Origin of the sequence: Bradyrhizobium sp. MOS002, from assembly GCF_003020115.1 — a bacterium.
Taxonomy (GTDB): domain Bacteria; phylum Pseudomonadota; class Alphaproteobacteria; order Rhizobiales; family Xanthobacteraceae; genus Bradyrhizobium.
This window is the reverse complement of record NZ_PYFX01000006.1, coordinates 15,149-33,452: the sequence shown is the minus strand read 5'-3', so window position 1 is coordinate 33,452 and position 18,304 is coordinate 15,149. Positions and strand designations below refer to the sequence as shown.

The window sequence follows — 18,304 nt, the reverse complement described above, 5'->3', positions numbered from 1 at the left end:
CGCCACTATCCGCCTCGGGAGGCCGCCAAACCCACCCGCTTCCCGACAGGGGCGACAAATAGCGACCGCCGTGGAAACCACGTGGCTAGATGCAGTTGCAAATGAGTTGCAATAAGGCTCGACTTCGGTATTCTCGCCCGATGGATGCTCGCTCTCCCGATCTGACCCGAGATGCCGCCGGCTGGCACAATGATGCGCCGACCACCAAGAGCCTGGCCGAGGTGAATGCCACGGTGGCGATCCCGATCGCCGGGGTGTGGTGGCGGCGCCTGCTCGCCTTCGTCGGCCCGGGCTATCTGGTCTCGGTCGGCTACATGGACCCCGGCAATTGGGCGACCGACCTCGCCGGCGGGTCCAAGTTCGGCTACACGCTGCTCTCCGTCATCCTGCTCTCGAATTTGATGGCGATCCTGCTCCAGTCGCTCGCGGCACGGCTCGGCATCGTCACCGACCGCGACCTCGCGCAGGCCTGCCGCGCGACCTATTCGCCGGCGGTGAACTTCATGCTGTGGCTCGCCTGCGAGGCGGCGATCATCGCCTGCGATCTCGCCGAGGTCATCGGAACGGCGATCGCGCTGAAACTGCTGTTCGGCATTCCCCTGATCGGCGGCGCGCTGATCGCTGCGCTGGATGCCTTCTTGCTGCTCATCCTGATGAATCGTGGCTTCCGTTTCCTCGAAGCCTTCGTCATCGCACTGCTCGTTGTGATCGCAATCTGCTTCACGGTCCAGCTTGCCGCGGCGGCACCGCCGGTCGCCGAGATGCTGAGGGGATTTGTGCCGAAGACCGAGATCTTCACCAACCCCGAGATGCTCTACATCGCGATCGGCATCATCGGCGCCACCGTGATGCCGCATAATCTCTATCTGCATTCCTCGATCGTGCAGACGCGCGCCTATGAGCGCAACGATACCGGCCGGCGCGAGGCGATCAAATGGGCGACGACCGACTCGACCATCGCCCTGATGCTGGCGCTGTTCATCAATGCCGCGATCCTCGTCGTGGCTGCCGCAACCTTCCACAAGAGCGGCCATTCTGACGTCGCCGAGATCGGCCAGGCCTTCGAGCTGCTGTCTCCGTTGCTCGGGCTCGGCATCGCCTCGACGCTGTTCGCGGTGGCGCTGCTCGCCTCGGGCCTGAATTCAACGGTGACAGCGACGCTCGCCGGCCAGATCGTGATGGAAGGCTTTCTCGATTTGCGCCTGCCGAGCTGGGCGCGCCGGTTGCTGACGCGCGGCATCGCAATCATTCCCGTGATCATCGTCACCGCGATCTACGGCGAGCGCGGCACGGCCGATCTGCTGGTGTTCAGCCAGGTCGTGCTGTCGATGCAATTGCCCTTCGCCGTCATCCCGCTGGTCCGCTTCGTCTCCGACCGCCGCAAGATGGGCAAGTTCGTCATACCGGTATGGGTCGCGGCGATCGCCTGGATCGTCGCGGGCATCATCGTGGTTTTGAACGTGAAGCTGCTGGCGGATACGCTGTTCGGGTGACCCCACCCCGGCTGTCGTCGTCCGGCTTGACCGGACGACCCAGTATTCCAGAGAAAGTCGTGACTGAGCGGAGGCGCCGCGGCGTACTGGATGGCCCCGCCTGCGCGTGGCATGGCGGAGAGCTAATCCTGCGGCTCGGACGCGGCGTCACCTTGCGCGTCGATGCGCAGCCAGCCTGACGGCGCGAGGCGCTGCTGCGGCAGGAAGCGGGCCTTGTAGTCCATCTTCTTCGAGCCTTCGATCCAGTAGCCGAGATAGACGTAAGGCAGTCCTTGCCGGCGAGCCCGGGCGATGTGGTCGAGGATCATGAAGGTGCCCATCGAGCGGCTGACTTCGCCGGGCTCGAAGAACGAATAGACCATCGACAGGCCGTCGCTGAGCACATCGGTCAGCGCGACCGCGATCAGCTGCTCACCACGGCCGGTGATGCCGCTGTCGGGACCACGCTTGCGGTACTCGATGATGCGGGTCTCGACATGGCTGTCCTCGACCATCATGGCGTAGTCGAGCACGGTCATGTCGGCCATGCCGCCATGGCGGTGACGGGAATCGAGATAGGCGCGGAACACCGAATATTGCTCGGAGGTCGGCACCGCGCTGCGCTGCTCGCCGATGATGTCGGCGTTGCGCGCGATCACCTTGCGGAAGTTGCGGGAGGGGCGGAACTCGTTGGCGATCACCCGGACCGAGACGCAGGCGCGACATTGGTCGCAGGCCGGCCGGTAGGCGATCGACTGGCTGCGACGGAAGCCGCCATGGGTCAGGAGGTCGTTGAGGTCGCCGGCGCGCTCACCCACGAGGTGCGTAAACACCTTGCGCTCGTGCCGGCCCGGCAGATAGGGGCAGGGGGAGGGCGCCGTGAGGTAAAATTGTGGGGTGTCGCGCGAGTGCTGGGTCAAGGGACGTCGTGGGCCTCCGAAATGTGCATCAGCATCGCGCTACGAAAGCCCCCGGTCAATCGGTCTACTCGGCAGATCAGATCGGTCAGCTTAGCGGATCCAGGTTGATAGGTTCTTGATCCGGGTTCGTTGATCAGTAGGTCCTTTGATCAGTAGGTTCTGGCGCCCTGCGGCACCGGCGCACGAACGGAATTGTTGATCACGACCGTTCCCAGCACGAAATCATGCAGTAAGCGCCGGCGGCCGTTGAACAGGCCGACCAGGACCACGAAGGGCGACAGGAACGAGAACGTCACCCAGAACAGCACGGCGTGGGTGGCGCCGAGCACGAAATAGCCTGATGCGCCGTACCAGGTGCGCAACTCCAGATCCATCACACGCATGCCGATGGTCGCGGAGGACGGACCGCCGATGCAGGCGCCGTAATAGACGATGGCCCAGATCACGGAGGCCGGCCAGGCCAGCCAGAACAGCGCCCAGCCGATGCCGAGCGTGACTACGCCGAACACCGCGATGAAGAGGTAGCCGAGGATCACCGGCACCGAGATCACGACCATGTCGATCAGGAAGGCGAACACCCGCCGCGTCGCAACGCCGCGGAACAGTTCCGGGTGCAGATAGGGATCGTAGGCATGCGGCTGCGACCCGCCGTCATTGCGCCAGGCATTGCCCGAGTCCGAATACGACATGACCGTCCTCCCGAGGGAAACTCCCGTGGCAGGACATGGGAACAGGCTGTCCGCGTGCCAAGGGCGCAGAGATTAACAAGCCGAAATATTCCGGCGATTCGGGGGCGGGGGAGGTGGTGGCGGCGCCACACCAATATTGTCGTCCCGGCGAAGGCCGGGACCCATAACCACGGAGAGCAGTTTGGCGGAGACTCGGGGTTGATCGCTTTCCCGGTACCAATACCGCGCGTTCTCGTTAGATCACGCGGTATGGGTCCCGGCCTTCGCCGGGACGACCTTGGGGTTTACCCCTGCGCGCGCAGCTTCTCCGCGGCCCTCGGCGCGAAATAGCTCAGCACGCCGTCGGCGCCGGCGCGCTTGAAGGCGAGCAGGCTCTCCATCATGGCGCGATCGCCGTCGAGCCAGCCGTTGTTGGCGGCTGCCGCGATCATCGCGTATTCGCCGGACACCTGGTAGGCGAAGGTCGGCATCGCGAACGTGTCCTTCACGCGGCGGACGACGTCGAGATAGGGCATGCCGGGCTTGACCATCACCATGTCGGCGCCCTCGGAAATGTCGAGCTCGACCTCGCGGAGCGCCTCGTCGGTGTTGGCGCTGTCCATCTGGTAGGTGCGCTTGTCGCCGGTGAGCGTCTTGGCCGAGCCGATGGCGTCGCGGAACGGGCCGTAGAAAGCGGAGGCGTATTTTGCCGCATAGGCCATGATCTGTACGTCAAGCAGACCGGTGCGATCCAGGCCCTCGCGGATCGCGGCGACGCGACCGTCCATCATGTCGGAGGGCGCGATGATGTCGCAGCCGGCTTCGGCCTGCACCAGGGCCTGACGCACCAGCACGGCGACCGTCTCGTCGTTCAGGATCTTGCCGTCGGAGATCAGGCCGTCATGGCCGTGGCTGGTGAAGGGATCGAGCGCGACGTCGCAGAGAATGCCGATCTCCGGAAACTCCTTCTTGATCGCGCGCACCGCCTGGCAGACCAGATTGTTCGGGTTGGTGGCTTCCGAGCCCTCCTCGTCGCGCAGGGACGGGTCGGTGTAGGGAAACAGGGCGAGGCAGGGGATGGTGAGCTTCATTGCGCGCTCGGCGTCGCGCACGGCCTGGTCGACGCTGAGACGCTCGACACCCGGCATCGAGGCGATCTGCTCACGCTTGTTGTTGCCGTCGATCAGAAACAGCGGCCAGATCAGATCGTCCGTCGTGAGCACGTTCTCGCGCACCATGCGCCGGGCCCATTCCGCCTTGCGGTTGCGGCGCGGGCGGACGGTCAGATCGAGGGCAGGGGGGGCCCCAGTGCCGTCCCGGCGCGAGACCTCGCGCAATTCGATCGGACGCCCGTATTTAATCGCCATCACTCTTCCTCCGGCTGGAATTATTCTTATACCAGCTCGCACGGTTCCCGTCACCGCGGCTTGACGTGCCGCAAAAGATGGCAGCCGATTGATTTTGCGGGGCAAAGCAGCCAGAAGGGGGCATGTCCGAGATCTCCACCCGCGATGCGGCCCGCGACAGTGCCAGGGACGCCGTCCGAGACAATGCCAGAGACAGCGCAATGTCGGTGGCGGCGATCTCGTCGGAGCGGGCCGAGTCCGACGACAATGTCTGGACGCGCCGGCTCGTGCTGTTCCTGCGGGTGATGGCGCTGCTCTCCATCCTCAAGGGCCTCTATCATTGGGCGCAGGTGACGGGCTTCGTCGGCGGCGAGGACGAGGCCTTCGAGAACCAGTCCATGGCCTGGCAGGCCTCGACCATTTACTTCGCCGTGATCGAACTCGTTGCCGCGGTCGGGCTGTGGCTGGCGACGCCCTGGGGCGCCGTGGTGTGGCTCACGACCGTGGTGTCGATGGCGGTGATCGAGCTGATGTTCCCGGGCATCTACGGCGGCAGCCTGATTGTGGTCGGCGTCGAAGCCTTCATGCTGGCCGCCTATCTCGCGCTCGCCTGGATGGCCGCACGCGAACGGCCGCCATAGGCGAAGTCTCGTGCCCCGGACGCAATGCGGCGCGGCGCACTCGCGGCGTGATGCATTGCAGAGCCGGTCCCGGATCTTCGCTGCGCTCGTCCGGGACACGAGAATGTTGCGTTTGGTTGACCGTTGGTTGCCTAAAATTCGAGGTAACTTTTCGTTGACTCCGTGCATTCCGCCACAGCTCTTACGCGGCCGTTTCGAAACGGGGCGGGGCTGTTCTGGAATGCGACAATCGCGGCGGACGGAGGGTGAACAGGACCTTGCGAGAGTCAACAGACAGTTGCGAAAAGTGCTTGTGGCACAGGCTTAATCCGCAATTCACTGTCTTAAATTCATGATCTCTTTATTCTCTTATTTAAGCCGATCTTCAAACGAGCCCCTTAAGTTGCACCTATCAGACGGGACACAAGTTTCGTCGAATGAGTGTCGATAAAAACGACAACAGGGGAAGTGTCATGATGAAAGCCGTCGCAACTGCGGCAGATACCGCAGAGCGCGTCTCCGGCCAGCAGGGTTCGGTGCAGACGCTCTATCTGGAAGCCTTGACTCTGGTGGAGCGGCTGCATCGCCGGCTGCTCGACGTCATCAAGGACGAGTTCGATCGCCGCGGCCGTGCGGACATCAATTCGGTGCAGGCGCTCCTGCTCTACAACATCGGCGACAAGGAGCTGACCGCGGGCGAACTGCGCACGCGCGGTTATTACCTCGGCTCCAACGTCTCCTACAATCTGAAGAAGCTGGTCGAACTCGGCTTCCTCGACCATCAGCGCTCGCGCGTCGATCGCCGCTCGGTGCGCATCCGCCTGACGCCGCAGGGCCAGGAAGTTCGCCGCATCGTCGACTCGCTCTACCAGAAGCACGTCAAGACGGTGGAGCAGGTCGGTGGCATCTCGGGCGAGGAGTTCTCGACCCTCAACAAGTCGCTGCACCGCCTCGAGCGGTTCTGGACCGACCAGATCTTGTATCGTCTCTGAGCTTTTTCGACGGGACTTGGCCAAGCCGGCCCACAACAAGACCGGCAAGCCTCCCAAACGTGCCTGAGCTTCCCCAAGCGCGCCGGCCCGGCTGTGTTCGGACCGGTGCGTTTTTTCCATTTCGCGGGTGCGAAAAAAATCCCCAACCGCAGGGAACGAGTTCCCGGTTCGCCGCTTATCTCCTCCGGATCGGAGGCTGACGATGCTGGTCGAGCGTGGCGTGGGGTGATGAACGTGGAACTCGTGAGCGAGGCCTATGCCATCGCCGCGAACTATCTTCGCCGCTCCGGCGCGATCCGGGACACCCTTGTCACCGACGAACGCCTGCTCGAGATCGTCATCAAGCTGCTCCAGCACGGCGAATTCAACAAGATCAGGTTGGCCAACAAGGCCATCGTCAGGTTCGAGGCGCAGTCCGAGGCCAAAGCGGTTGCCTGATCTCAACTCCCAAACGCGGCAAGAAAATCGCCAAGAACCAGAGGGTGCCATGGAAGCTGCCATCGACCGGATCATGCATACCTATGACCTGCTCGCCAACCGCACGTCGGCTGCGAGTGCCGAGGCGAGGGCCAAGGTCACGAACTACCTCAATACCTTGATGGAAGCCGGGGAGAAGGACACTCACAGGTTGACGGTTTGCGGCCTGACCTATCTGCGGCAGCTCGACGGCAGCGTGGATCCCGTGAAGGCGGGGTATACCGGACTTTAGAGGGCCGCCGGCCGGTCGCGCCCGCGCCGCATTTAGAGCCCAAAGCGGACCTTCCCGGACATTGGACGACCGGATGCCACCCGGTCGCCCAAATCCCCCAATCCCACCATATCTTGCATAAATCACCGGTCCGACCCGCAACTACTTGGCCTGTTGCGGGCGATGTGGTAGATCGCGCTCGCCGCTTCCGATCGCCACACCAGACCCGCCCGTAGCCCACCAAACGGCTGCGGCGGTGGAGATATTCGCAAGATGACCTTCGCCAAAACCGCCTCCGCGCCCGATTCGTTTTTCACCGCCTCGCTCGAGCAGGCTGACCCGGAAATCGCAGCCGCCATCAAGGGCGAGCTCGGCCGCCAGCGTCACGAGGTCGAGCTGATCGCCTCCGAGAACATCGTCAGCCGTGCCGTGCTGGAAGCGCAGGGTTCGGTGATGACCAACAAATATGCGGAAGGCTATCCGGGCGCGCGCTATTACGGCGGTTGTGAGTGGGTCGACGTCGCCGAGAACCTCGCGATCGATCGCGCCAAGAAGCTGTTCGGCGCCAAGTTCGCCAACGTGCAGCCGAACTCCGGCAGCCAGATGAACCAGGCGGTGTTTTTGGCGCTGCTTCAGCCCGGCGACACCTTCATGGGCCTCGATCTTGCGGCCGGCGGCCATCTCACCCACGGCTCCCCCGTCAACATGAGCGGCAAGTGGTTCAAGGCCGCGCACTACACGGTGCGCCGCGAGGACCAGATCATCGACATGGACGCCGTCGCCAAGCAGGCCGAGGAGGTCAAGCCAAAGCTTATCGTGGCCGGCGGCTCGGCCTATTCGCGCGCCTGGGACTTCAAGCGCTTCCGCGAAATCGCCGATAGCGTCGGCGCCTACCTCCTGGTCGACATGGCGCACTTCGCCGGTCTCGTCGCCGGCGGCGTACATGCTTCGCCCGTGCCTCACGCGCACATCACCACCACCACGACGCACAAATCGCTGCGCGGTCCGCGCGGCGGCCTGATGCTGTGGAATGACGAGGCGCTGACCAAGAAATTCAACTCGGCGATCTTCCCGGGCCTGCAGGGCGGCCCCCTGATGCACGTGATCGCGGCGAAAGCAGTCGCCTTCGGCGAGGCGCTGCGTCCGGATTTCAAGGTCTATGCCAAGAACGTCGTCGAGAACGCCAAGGCGCTGGCCGAGGCGATGAAGAGCCACGGCTTCGATATCGTCTCCGGCGGCACCGATAACCATCTGATGCTGGTTGACCTCCGGCCGAAGGGCCTGAAGGGCAACGCCTCGGAGAAGGCGCTGGTTCGCGCCGCCATCACCTGCAACAAGAACGGCATTCCGTTCGACCCCGAGTCACCGTTCGTCACCTCCGGTATTCGTCTGGGCACGCCGGCGGCGACCACGCGCGGCTTCGGCGTCGCTGAATTCCAGCAGGTCGGCGGCATGATCGCCGAAGTCCTGAACGCGATCGCGCAATCTTCCGACGGCAAGGCGCCGCTGGTGGAAGCCGCGATCAAGGAACGGGTCAAGGCGCTCACCGACCGTTTCCCGATCTATCAGTAAGGCTCAAGAAAACCGGTCAAGGTCAACGGATGCGCTGCCCGAACTGCAACAGTCTCGATACGCAGGTGAAGGACTCGCGTCCGACCGAGGACTCTTCCGTGATCCGCAGGCGGCGCGTGTGCGTCGCCTGCAATTTCCGCTTCACCACCTTCGAGCGCGTGCAGCTGCGCGAGCTCACGGTGATCAAGCGCAACGGCCGCCGCGTGCCGTTCGACCGCGACAAGCTGATGCGCTCGGTGTCGATCTCGTTGCGCAAGCGGCAGGTCGAGCCGGAACGGGTGGAGAAGATGGTCTCCACGATCGTGCGCGAGCTCGAGACCGGGGGCGAGGCTGAAATCTCCTCGGAGGTGATCGGCGAGACCGTGATGGAGCATCTGCGCACGCTCGACGACGTCGCGTATGTCCGCTTCGCCTCGGTCTACCGCAATTTCCGCGAGGCCAAGGATTTCGCCGACGTGCTCGGCGAGCTCTCCGGCGAGGAGGAAGCGCGGCTCGCCGCGATCCGCAAATGATCTTCCGCATCCTGGAGGATCAATTCGCGCAGAAGGCGCGCGAGTCCAGGGATGCCGACCGGCGCTTCATGGAGCTTGCGCTGGCGCTCGGCAGGCGCGGGCAGGGACGCACCTGGCCCAATCCCGCCGTCGGGGCCGTCATCGTCAAGGACGGCGTGATCGTCGGCCGCGGCTGGACCCAGCCTGGCGGACGGCCGCATGGCGAGCCTGAAGCGCTGCGGCGCGCAGGCGATGCCGCGCGCGGCGCCACGCTCTACGTCACGCTGGAGCCGTGCTCGCATTTCGGCAAGTCGCCACCGTGCGCCGACGCAGTGATCGCCGCCGGCATCAAGCGGGTGGTGGCAGCGATCGAGGATCCCAATCCGGAAGTCGCCGGTCAGGGCCACGCACGCCTGCGCGCGGCCGGCATCATGGTGGATGTGGGTCTGTGCGCGCGCGAAGCCGCCTTCGACCACGCCGGGCATTTCCGTCGCATCAGGGATCACCGCCCGCATGTGATCCTGAAGCTCGCGGTCTCGCCCGACGGCAAGATCGGCGCGGCCGGGGGCAAGCCGATCGCGATCACCGGCGAGGCGGCGCGCGACCGGGTGCACCTCCTGCGCGCCTCGAGCGACGCCATCCTGGTCGGCATCGGCACGGTGCTGGCGGACGATCCGCAGCTCGACTGCCGCCTGCCGGGCATGGCCGCGCGTTCGCCGGTGCGCGTGGTGCTCGATCAAAGCCTGCGCATTCCCGGCGCGAGCAGGCTCGTGGGCTCAGCGCGCGAGATTCCGCTGTGGGTGGTGGGTTCTGAGCTCGCGGAGGCCGCGGCCGCCACGCGGCTCGGTGCTGCCGGCGCGCAGGTGATCCGCGTGCCGCCCGGCAATGCCTCGGGACTCGATCTTGCGGCCGTGCTGCATGCATTGGCCGGGAAGGGCATCACACGGCTAATGGTCGAGGGCGGCAGCCGCGTTGCGGCGTCCTTCATCGCCGCCGACCTCGTTGACGAGATCTGGCTGTTCCGCGGCGCGCAAGCGGTGGGTGCCGACGGGGTGGATGCGCTCGCTGCATTGCCCCTGTCGAAAATCACGCAGTCGCAGGCCTACAAGGTTCATGCTAGCGAGACCTTCGACAAGGATACTCTCACCATCTACGAGCGCGCGTAATGTTCACTGGCATTGTCACCGATATCGGCGAGATCGTCGGCTTCACGCCGACGGCGCAGGGCCAGTTGCACCGGCTGCGCATCGCCTGCCGCTACGATCAGACCACCATTGCCGACGGCGCCTCGATCGCCTGCAATGGCGTCTGCCTGACGGTGGTTGCTTCCGGCGTCGAAAGCGGCAAAGACTCTGCTCAAAGGACCTGGTTCGACGTCGATGCCGCGGCCGAGACGCTGGCGCTGACGACGGCAAAGCACTGGAGGGTCGGCGCCAGGCTCAATCTCGAGCGTGCGCTCAAGATCGGCGACGAGCTTGGCGGGCATATCGTCGCCGGCCATGCCGATGGCATCGCAACCCTCGTCAGCCGCGAGGACCTGCCCGACATGGCGCGGTTCGAGCTCTCTACGACGCGGGAGCTGGCACGGTTCATCGCGACCAAGGGCTCGATCACGCTCGACGGCGTGTCGCTGACGGTTAATACGGTGAAGGACGTGACCTTTTCCGTGCTGATCATCCCGCACACCCTGACAGTCACGACGATCGGCGGCTGGAAGGCCGGGGATGAGGTCAATATCGAGGTCGATCTGATGGCCCGCTACGCGGCGCGGCTGACGGAAATGAAGTGACGGCGTCTTTAAACTTGGCTTACCCGCTAGTGGCGACTACATAGCGCCAACCCCTGTGGAACGGATTTGACTATGGCAGACGCGCGGCGCGCACCCCTGAAGGACCAGACCGACGTTTCCGGCGCACGCGCGCTGATCGTCGAGGCGCGGTTCTATGACGATCTCCAGGACGCGATGCTTGAAGGTGCGGTGGCCGAGCTGAAGGCGGCCGGTCTGACCCATGATGTCATCACGGTTCCCGGTGCGCTGGAGATCCCGGCGGCAGTGGCGATCGCGGTCGATGCCGCGGCTGCCAATGGCAAGCCTTATGATGCCGCGATCGCGCTCGGCTGCGTGATCCGCGGCGACACCATTCATTTCGAGATCGTCTCGCAGGAATCCTCGCGCGCGCTGATGGACCTGGCGGTGGCGCGCAAGCTGCCGCTCGGCAACGGCATCCTCACCGTCAACACCGAGGCGCAGGCCTGGGCGCGGGCGCGCGCCAGCGAGCTGAACAAGGGCGGCGATGCCGCGCGGGCCGCGATCGCGATGCTGCGCATAAAGCGCCGGCTGGCGCGGGCTTGATCATGGCCGATAACAACAAGAAGCCGCCGGCTGGCACGGAGAAGAAGGCGAACCGGCGCGGTGCGGCGCGGCTCGCAGCCGTGCAGGCGCTGTACCAGATGGATATCGGCGGTGCCGGCATCAACGACATTTTTGCGGAGTTCGAGAGCCACTGGCTCGGCAACGAGGTCGAGGGCGACACATATCTCCCGGCGGAAGCGGCGTTCTTCCGCGACGTCGTCTCCGGCGTCGTGCGCGACCAGAAGAAGCTCGATCCGCTGATCGACGAGGCGCTGTCGAAGGGCTGGCCGTTGAAGCGCATCGAAGCGATCCTGCGCGCGGTGCTGCGGGCAGGGGCCTACGAATTGGAACACCGCAAGGACGTGCCGGGCCGCGTCGTCGTGTCCGAATATGTCGACGTCGCCAATGCCTTCGTCGACCGCGAGGAGACCGGCATGGTCAACGCGGTGCTCGACCAGATCGGCCGCCAGTTTCGCGGTGACGAGTTCGGGCGGGGGTAGATATACATCCCGCTGTCATCACCCGCGAGGGCGGGTGATCCAGTACGCTGCGGCAGCGGTTATGGATATTGGGCGTCTCGGCGTACTGGATCGCCCGGTCAAGCCGGGCGATGACAGTGGAGTTTGGGGCTAGCGCCGATGACGAACGCACCAGAAACCTCCGCCGAAGACTCCCTCATCGCGCGCTATTTCAAGCCGCTGGCGACTGATCCGGGCGCGTTGGGCCTGGTGGACGATGCCGCCATCTTGCAGGCGCTCGGCAGCGACATCGTCGTCACCACAGACGCGGTGGTCGAGGGTGTGCATTATCTTGCCACCGATCCGCCCGATACCATCGCGCGCAAGGCGCTGCGGGTGAACCTGTCCGATCTCGCTGCAAAGGGGGCCGTGCCGGCCGGCTTCGTGCTGACACTGGCGTTGCGCAGCAAGGAAGACGCCTGGCTCAGGCCGTTCGCGGACGCGCTCGGCGAGGATGCGAAAACCTTCGCCTGTCCGCTGCTCGGCGGCGACACGGTGTCGACGCCGGGGCCGCAGATGATCTCGATCACCGCCTTTGGCCGCGTGCCACAGGGGCGGATGGTCGGCCGCACCGGGGCCAAGCCGGGCGACCGTATCCTGGTCACGGGGACGATCGGCGACGCCGCGCTTGGCCTCGATGTGCTCAAGGGCGGCGCGGTGGCGAATGCGCTGGTCTCCGATCCGCACGCGCGCAAGACGCTGATCTCGCGCTATCGCGTGCCGCAGCCGCGCAATGCTCTCGCGCAGGCCGTGCGTGATCATGCGACGGCTGCGATGGATGTCTCCGACGGCCTTGCCGGAGATCTGACCAAGCTCTGTGCGGCATCAGGCGTCTCGGCCACGATCGACGTGACCAGCGTACCGCTCTCGGCTGCTGCCGCCGGCCTGATCGCGCGCAACGTCGTTTCCGTTGAGACGCTGCTTGCCGGGGGTGACGATTACGAGGTGCTGTGCACCGTTCCGCCGGCGCAAGGCGACGCGCTGATTGCCCTGGGGCGGGCGGCAGGCCTTGCCGTCACGGCCATCGGCACGATCGTCGCGGGCCACGAGCGGCCGCGCTTCTTGGACGGGCAGGGCCAGGAGCTGGTGTTGAAGCGGCTGTCCTACAGCCACTTCTAGGAATTGCTCCAAACCGGCGTCCGGGCTGCCAAGACTCGCTAAATACCTGCCGAGATCAGCTTTTCGGCCTTATCTGGCGTTGCACCCTCAATTTGATTTTGGCAAGGTCGTGACCGACTAGGGCCGCGCCTTCGGGCAAGGAGCGGCCCTGTTCAAAATCAAGGCGCCGCACCGCAAGACGGAAAAACAAAAGGCGCCGGGGGTACGTTCATCAAGGATCTGAGGCAAAAAATCACATGACAGCATTATGGTTGATTGTGCTCTGCGGAGTGCTTTCCGTCGTCTACGCGATCTGGGCGACGTCTTCGGTTTTGAGCGCGGATGCGGGGTCTCCGCGCATGCAGGAAATCGCGGCAGCGGTGCGCGAAGGCGCACAGGCTTACCTGCGGCGTCAGTACACCACGATCGGTATGGTCGGCATCGTCATCTTCGTGCTGCTTGCCTATTTCCTGGGGCTCTATGTCGCGATCGGTTTTGCCATCGGCGCGATCCTGTCGGGGGCGGCCGGCTTCATCGGCATGAACGTCTCGGTCCGCGCCAATGTGCGCACCGCCCAGGCGGCGACGACGTCGCTCGCGGGTGGTCTCGAGCTTGCCTTCAAGGCGGGCGCCATCACCGGCATGCTGGTGGCGGGTCTCGCGCTGCTCGGCGTGACCCTCTATTTCGCCTTCCTGGTCCATTCGCTGAAGCTTGCGCCTGACAGCCGCGTCGTCATCGACGCCATGGTGGCGCTCGGCTTCGGCGCCTCGCTGATCTCGATCTTCGCCCGTCTCGGCGGCGGCATCTTCACCAAGGGTGCGGACGTCGGCGGCGACCTCGTCGGCAAGGTCGAGGCCGGCATCCCCGAGGACGATCCGCGCAACCCGGCCACGATCGCCGACAACGTCGGCGACAATGTCGGCGACTGCGCCGGCATGGCCGCCGACCTGTTCGAAACCTATGCGGTGACCGCGGTCGCCACCATGGTCCTGGCGGCGATCTTCTTTGCCAAGACTCCGATCCTCGCCGACATGATGACGTTGCCGCTCGCCATCGGCGGCATCTGCATCATCACCTCGATCATCGGCACCTTCTTCGTGAAGCTCGGGCCGAGCCAGTCGATCATGGGTGCGCTTTACAAGGGTCTGATCGCGACCGGCGTCCTGTCGCTGGTCGGCATCGCCGGCGTGATCTATTACCTGATCGGCTTCGGCAAGCTCGCCGGCGTCGACTATACCGGCATGGCGCTGTTCGAGTGCGGCGTGGTCGGCCTCGCCGTCACCGCGCTGATCATCTGGATCACCGAATACTACACCGGCACCGACTATCGTCCCGTGAAGTCGATCGCCCAGGCCTCGGTGACCGGCCACGGCACCAACGTGATCCAGGGCCTCGCCATCTCGATGGAGTCGACCGCGCTGCCCGCGCTCGTCATCATCGCCGGCATCCTGGTCACCCACAGCCTCGCCGGCCTGTTCGGCATCGCGATCGCGACCGCCACCATGCTGGCGCTCGCCGGCATGGTCGTCGCGCTCGACGCGTTCGGTCCGGTCACCGACAACGCCGGCGGTATTGCCGAGATGGCGGGCCTGCCGAAGGAGGTTCGCAAGTCGACCGATGCGCTCGATGCGGTCGGCAACACCACCAAGGCGGTGACCAAGGGCTACGCGATCGGCTCAGCCGGTCTCGGCGCCCTGGTGCTGTTCGCGGCCTACAACGAGGATCTCAAGTTCTTCATTGCGGACTCCGCGCACCACGCCTACTTCGCCGGCGTCAAACCGGACTTCTCGCTCAACAACCCCTACGTCGTGGTGGGTCTGTTGTTCGGCGGTCTGTTGCCGTATCTGTTCGGCGCGATGGGCATGACCGCCGTGGGCCGCGCGGCGAGCGCGATCGTCGAGGAGGTCCGCCGACAATTCCGCGAGAAGCCGGGCATCATGCAAGGCACCGACAAGCCGGATTACGGCAAGGCGGTCGACCTTTTGACCAAGGCGGCGATCAAGGAAATGATCATCCCCTCGCTGCTTCCGGTGCTGTCACCGATCTTCGTCTACTTCGTGATCTATGCGATCGCGGGGGGCGGGGCGGCCGGCAAGTCGGCGGCGTTCTCGGCCGTGGGCGCGATGCTGCTCGGCGTGATCGTGACGGGCCTGTTCGTCGCGATCTCCATGACTTCGGGCGGCGGCGCCTGGGACAACGCCAAGAAGTACATCGAGGACGGTCATTTCGGCGGCAAGGGCAGTGACGCCCACAAGGCGGCCGTGACCGGCGACACCGTCGGCGATCCCTACAAGGACACGGCCGGCCCGGCCGTGAACCCGATGATCAAGATCACGAACATCGTGGCGCTGCTGTTGCTCGCGGTGCTCGCGCACTGAACCGGAGGCAGCTTTCCTGCGACAAACCCGCGGTGCAAGCCGCGGGTTTTTTGCTATCCGCTTTGCGGGACCGTCGCCATGAAGTTCGAGACGACCAGATGTATCCAGTGCGGCTGCGACATGTTGGCGGCCGACAGTGTCTGTCCAGCTTGCGGCAAGGCGCAAAGAGGCTCCCGGCAATCCGGGCCTCGTACAATGTTGGCAGTCGCGCTGGCGGCGGTTGTCCTCTTGGCCTTCAACTGGTTCAAATCCCCTGCGCCACAAGCGGGGCCTACTGCACGTCCATCTGCAGCCCTTCCTTCTGGATGATGCCGGCGAACTTCTTCGTCTCGGCGTCCACGAAGGCGGCAAACTGGTCGGGCGTGCCGTAGTCGGCGCGGGCGCCCATGGCCACGATGTTCTTCTTGATGTCGTCGCGCTCGAGCATCGCCTTCACTTGAAGATTGAGCGCTTCGACAATGGCGGGCTGCACACCCTTCGGCAGAAAAACCGAGAACCACGACGAGACGTCGAAAGCCGCAAGCTCCGGCGCGCTCTCGCGCATGGTCGGCAGGTTCGGCGCGAGGTCGCTGCGCTCGGTCGTGGTGACGCAGAGGCCGGTGAGGGTGCCGTTCTGCACCTGCGGCAGGCTCGGATAGAGGTTGTCGAACAGGATCTGGATGTCGCCGGCGAGCGCCGCCTGGAGCGCGGGACCGGCGCCGCGGAACGGGATGTGCGTCATCTTCAGGCCGGTGAGTTGCAGGAACCAGGCGCCGGTGAGGTGAGGGCTCTGGCCGACGCCGGAGGAGGCGTAGCTGAGCTTGTCCGGATTGGCCTTGAGATAGGCGACCAGCTCGGCGATCGACTTGATGCCGGTCTTGGGATGCGCCGAGACGATGTTCGGGATCCGGATCATGTTGGAGACCGGCTGGAGCTGGTCCGGCTTGTAGGTGAGGTTCTTGAAGATGCTGTAGGCGATCGCGTTCGGGCCGGGATTGCCGATCAGTATGGTGTGGCCGTCCGGCTTGGCGCGGACCACCTCGGCCGTGCCGATCGTGCCGCCGCCGCCGGAGCGGTTTTCCACCACGGCCGATTGGCCCCAGGCGGTCTGCAGATGCGCGGCCAGAAGCCGACCCATCACGTCGGTCGAGCCGCCTGCGGCAGCCGGCACGACGAGGCGGACGTTTTCGGTGGGCTTCCAGTCCGCCAGGCTCGATCGCGGCAGGATCGCTGCGGCCGAGAGGGCAGCAGCACCGGTGAGCACGCGACGGCGAGACAGCAATTTATTGGGCACGAATCCACTCCCTGCGTCTTGTTTTGCAGGGAGCGTATGGAACCGGACGCGCAACGGCAAGCCGCACGAAGCCGCAGGCTCAGTTAAAGCTGAGCAGCTTGAAGATCGGCGTGAGGTAGCTCATCTCCTGGCCCGACGTCGGCGTGGTGCGGCTGATGAAGTCGAAGATCTTGCCGTCCTGCAGACCGTAATTCGCAAGGCGGCGCACGCGCCGGTTCTTGTCGAAATAGACCGCGATGACACGCTGGTCGACCACCCTCTGGTTCATAAAGGCGACAATGCGCTCTGAGCGCTGCGAGATGTAATAGAACACCTCGCCGTCGAGGGTTGCGACGGTGGAGGGGGTGCCCATCACGATCAGCACCTGGTCCTGGCTCGCGCCGATCGGGATCTGCTCCAGCGCGTTGGGCGGCAGGATGTAACCCTTCTGGAATTGCTCGCCGGTGCAGCCCGCCAGCGCAGCGCCAACCAGGGCCGCGGCCGCGAACAGGCGCAAGCCGCGCCAACGTGCTTGAAGGCCGTGCCGCTTGTCTGCACGCAGGCTGGTCTGGTTCGTTATCGTCATAGCGGAACTGATTCCGTCCCCTTGCGTCGCGCGAGGCGCTGAAGTACCGGGCGGAGGCTCTGAATGCAACACGCGCGCGCCCGCTTGCGGAAACCACAATGCTTTGGCCGTTCAATCACTTCAGGAAACCCCGCCTAGCCTCGCCGGGCACCATTGAAGCCATCTATGGCATGATCGTGACGCAGGCGCGAGAACCCATATTTTACCGCGACTTAGGCGTGCCGGATACCGTTAACGGACGTTTCGATCTGTTGCTGCTGCACCTCTGGCTGCTGCTGCGCCGCCTGCGCACGGTTCAGGGCGCCACCGAGCTGTCGCAGGCGCTGTTCGACCGCTTCTGCGAGGACATGGACGACAATCTGCGCGAGATGGGGATCGGCGACCAGACTGTGCCGAAGCGGATGCGGGCTTTCGGCGAGGCCTTTTACGGCCGGGTCCAGGCCTACGATCAGGCCGTTGAAGGCGGCGGCGAGGCGCTGGCATTGGCGATCTGCAAGAATATCTTGAATGGGGCCGGCATGGACCAGGCGCAGCGGCTCGCGGCCTATGCCAGGGCCGCCGAGGCCGAGCTCAGCCGGATCGGCGAAGCCGCACTGCTGGGTGCGTCCTTCAAGTTTCCCCCAGCGCTCCCTGAGGATGTCACGCCATGAACCGACCGATACCAGCATCCGTGTCCGATCCCTGGCGGGTGCCCGTCATCGTTGCACAGATCCCGGACACCGGCCTGCATCGCAAGCTCGAGGCCTCGGCCGCCGAGCGGCAGGCCATGGCCGAGACGGCAGGCTTGCGGGAGGTTGTCTCCGTCGAGGCCGCCTTCGATGTCGTGCCGAAAAGCGGCAACCGGATCCAGGTCACGGGGCACGTCCGCGCCCGGATCGGCCAGACCTGCGTGGTCACGCTTGACCCCATGGAGAGCGAGATCGACGAGGAGGTGGACCTGATATTCGCCCCCGAGGCCGAGGTCCGCCGCCTGGCCGACCTGATGGAGGAGGGACACGACGATAACGAGCAGGTCGCCGACCCGCCGGAGGCGATTGTCAACGGCATCATCGACCTTGGCCGGCTCGCCACCGATGCGCTGTTCCTGGCCGTCGATCCCTACCCGCGGAAGCCGGGGGTCGTGTTCGAGGCCGAGGTCATCGCCCCCGATCCGGAGGACCACCCTTTTGCGATCCTGAAGGCACTTCAGGACGGGAAGAAAGACCAATAGGTGCCGTCTGCCCCATAGGACCGCTTTGCTACGGGGCGCGAGGTGTTTGCGATGGTGGTTTGAAAGGCCAAATTATCTATTTGATTTTCATGTATTTCTTGTGAATTAGTCCGTCCGCAGCCGGATGTTCCCGAATGCAA

General features: G+C 64.8%; 19 protein-coding genes and 1 pseudogene. 15 read left to right on the top strand and 5 right to left on the bottom strand.

The features are described from left to right. Positions 1-140: 140 nt before the first annotated feature. Positions 141-1,493 (top strand): Nramp family divalent metal transporter, encoded by a 1,353-nt coding sequence (locus C7G41_RS19605; RefSeq protein ID WP_106944111.1) that lies wholly within the window; start codon positions 141-143, stop codon positions 1,491-1,493. A gap of 122 nt (positions 1,494-1,615) precedes the next feature. Here C7G41_RS19605 and C7G41_RS19600 read toward each other — a convergent pair whose 3' ends face one another. From C7G41_RS19600 to hemB, 3 genes are all read right to left on the bottom strand, one after another. Further along, the gene (locus C7G41_RS19600) at positions 1,616-2,392 is read right to left on the bottom strand and encodes an arginyltransferase (protein ID WP_027518334.1); all 777 of its coding nucleotides are present in this window, start codon (positions 2,390-2,392) and stop codon (positions 1,616-1,618) included. 149 nt (positions 2,393-2,541) lie between these two features. Continuing rightward, complete coding sequence (locus tag C7G41_RS19595; RefSeq protein WP_106944110.1) at positions 2,542-3,081, bottom strand: RDD family protein; 540 nt, start codon at positions 3,079-3,081, stop codon at positions 2,542-2,544. Between the two features lie 284 nt (positions 3,082-3,365). Beyond that, positions 3,366-4,427: a porphobilinogen synthase gene (hemB, locus tag C7G41_RS19590; RefSeq protein ID WP_106944109.1), complete on the bottom strand. Its 1,062-nt coding sequence runs from the start codon at positions 4,425-4,427 to the stop codon at positions 3,366-3,368. A gap of 122 nt (positions 4,428-4,549) precedes the next feature. On the opposite strand from hemB, the gene C7G41_RS19585 reads away from it, so the two are divergent. The 12 genes and pseudogenes from C7G41_RS19585 to C7G41_RS19530 all read left to right on the top strand — a co-directional run bounded on the left by C7G41_RS19585 (position 4,550) and on the right by C7G41_RS19530 (position 15,116). Then, on the top strand, positions 4,550-5,047 hold the full coding sequence (locus C7G41_RS19585) for a DUF6163 family protein (protein ID WP_027518332.1): 498 nt from the start codon (positions 4,550-4,552) through the stop codon (positions 5,045-5,047). A 452-nt stretch (positions 5,048-5,499) separates the two neighbouring features. Then, positions 5,500-6,018 carry a transcriptional regulator LdtR gene (gene ldtR, locus C7G41_RS19580; protein WP_007603420.1) on the top strand — a complete coding sequence of 173 codons (519 nt, stop codon included), beginning with the start codon at positions 5,500-5,502 and terminating at the stop codon, positions 6,016-6,018. 202 nt (positions 6,019-6,220) lie between these two features. After that, positions 6,221-6,456, top strand: a pseudogene (locus tag C7G41_RS19575) (hypothetical protein). A 49-nt stretch (positions 6,457-6,505) separates the two neighbouring features. Further along, positions 6,506-6,727, top strand: a complete 222-nt coding sequence (locus tag C7G41_RS19570; protein ID WP_106944108.1) for a hypothetical protein — start codon at positions 6,506-6,508, stop codon at positions 6,725-6,727. 252 nt (positions 6,728-6,979) lie between these two features. Next, the gene (gene glyA / locus C7G41_RS19565) at positions 6,980-8,278 is read left to right on the top strand and encodes a serine hydroxymethyltransferase (protein WP_106944107.1); all 1,299 of its coding nucleotides are present in this window, start codon (positions 6,980-6,982) and stop codon (positions 8,276-8,278) included. Positions 8,279-8,307: 29 nt separating this feature from the next. Next, complete coding sequence (gene nrdR, locus C7G41_RS19560) at positions 8,308-8,790, top strand: transcriptional regulator NrdR (protein WP_007603426.1); 483 nt, start codon at positions 8,308-8,310, stop codon at positions 8,788-8,790. Then, the gene (gene ribD, locus C7G41_RS19555; RefSeq protein WP_106944106.1) at positions 8,787-9,935 is read left to right on the top strand and encodes a bifunctional diaminohydroxyphosphoribosylaminopyrimidine deaminase/5-amino-6-(5-phosphoribosylamino)uracil reductase RibD; all 1,149 of its coding nucleotides are present in this window, start codon (positions 8,787-8,789) and stop codon (positions 9,933-9,935) included. Before nrdR ends, ribD begins: the two co-directional genes overlap by 4 nt. Next, positions 9,935-10,558: a riboflavin synthase gene (locus C7G41_RS19550; RefSeq protein WP_106944105.1), complete on the top strand. Its 624-nt coding sequence runs from the start codon at positions 9,935-9,937 to the stop codon at positions 10,556-10,558. The genes ribD and C7G41_RS19550 overlap by 1 nt, the downstream gene beginning before the upstream one ends. A 72-nt stretch (positions 10,559-10,630) precedes the next feature. Next, entirely contained in the window at positions 10,631-11,122 is a 492-nt protein-coding gene (gene ribH / locus C7G41_RS19545; RefSeq protein ID WP_106944104.1) for a 6,7-dimethyl-8-ribityllumazine synthase, read from the top strand. A 2-nt stretch (positions 11,123-11,124) separates the two neighbouring features. Next, entirely contained in the window at positions 11,125-11,622 is a 498-nt protein-coding gene (nusB, locus tag C7G41_RS19540) for a transcription antitermination factor NusB (protein ID WP_007611091.1), read from the top strand. A gap of 138 nt (positions 11,623-11,760) precedes the next feature. Continuing rightward, positions 11,761-12,759, top strand: coding sequence for a thiamine-phosphate kinase (gene thiL / locus C7G41_RS19535; protein WP_106944103.1), 999 nt, complete (start codon positions 11,761-11,763; stop codon positions 12,757-12,759). Positions 12,760-12,995: 236 nt separating this feature from the next. Next, positions 12,996-15,116: a sodium-translocating pyrophosphatase gene (locus C7G41_RS19530; protein WP_106944102.1), complete on the top strand. Its 2,121-nt coding sequence runs from the start codon at positions 12,996-12,998 to the stop codon at positions 15,114-15,116. A 271-nt stretch (positions 15,117-15,387) separates the two neighbouring features. Here the strand turns inward: C7G41_RS19530 and C7G41_RS19525 are convergent, their stop codons facing one another. Beyond that, positions 15,388-16,389: a tripartite tricarboxylate transporter substrate binding protein gene (locus tag C7G41_RS19525; protein ID WP_106944101.1), complete on the bottom strand. Its 1,002-nt coding sequence runs from the start codon at positions 16,387-16,389 to the stop codon at positions 15,388-15,390. Between the two features lie 79 nt (positions 16,390-16,468). After that, complete coding sequence (locus C7G41_RS19520) at positions 16,469-16,954, bottom strand: outer membrane protein assembly factor BamE (RefSeq protein WP_199198483.1); 486 nt, start codon at positions 16,952-16,954, stop codon at positions 16,469-16,471. A 98-nt stretch (positions 16,955-17,052) separates the two neighbouring features. On the opposite strand from C7G41_RS19520, the gene C7G41_RS19515 reads away from it, so the two are divergent. Together C7G41_RS19515 and C7G41_RS19510 are read left to right on the top strand one after the other, a co-directional pair. Next, entirely contained in the window at positions 17,053-17,604 is a 552-nt protein-coding gene (locus C7G41_RS19515; protein WP_106944100.1) for a ubiquinol-cytochrome C chaperone family protein, read from the top strand. Continuing rightward, positions 17,601-18,164, top strand: coding sequence for a DUF177 domain-containing protein (locus tag C7G41_RS19510; RefSeq protein WP_106944099.1), 564 nt, complete (start codon positions 17,601-17,603; stop codon positions 18,162-18,164). Before C7G41_RS19515 ends, C7G41_RS19510 begins: the two co-directional genes overlap by 4 nt. Positions 18,165-18,304: the final 140 nt, after the last annotated feature.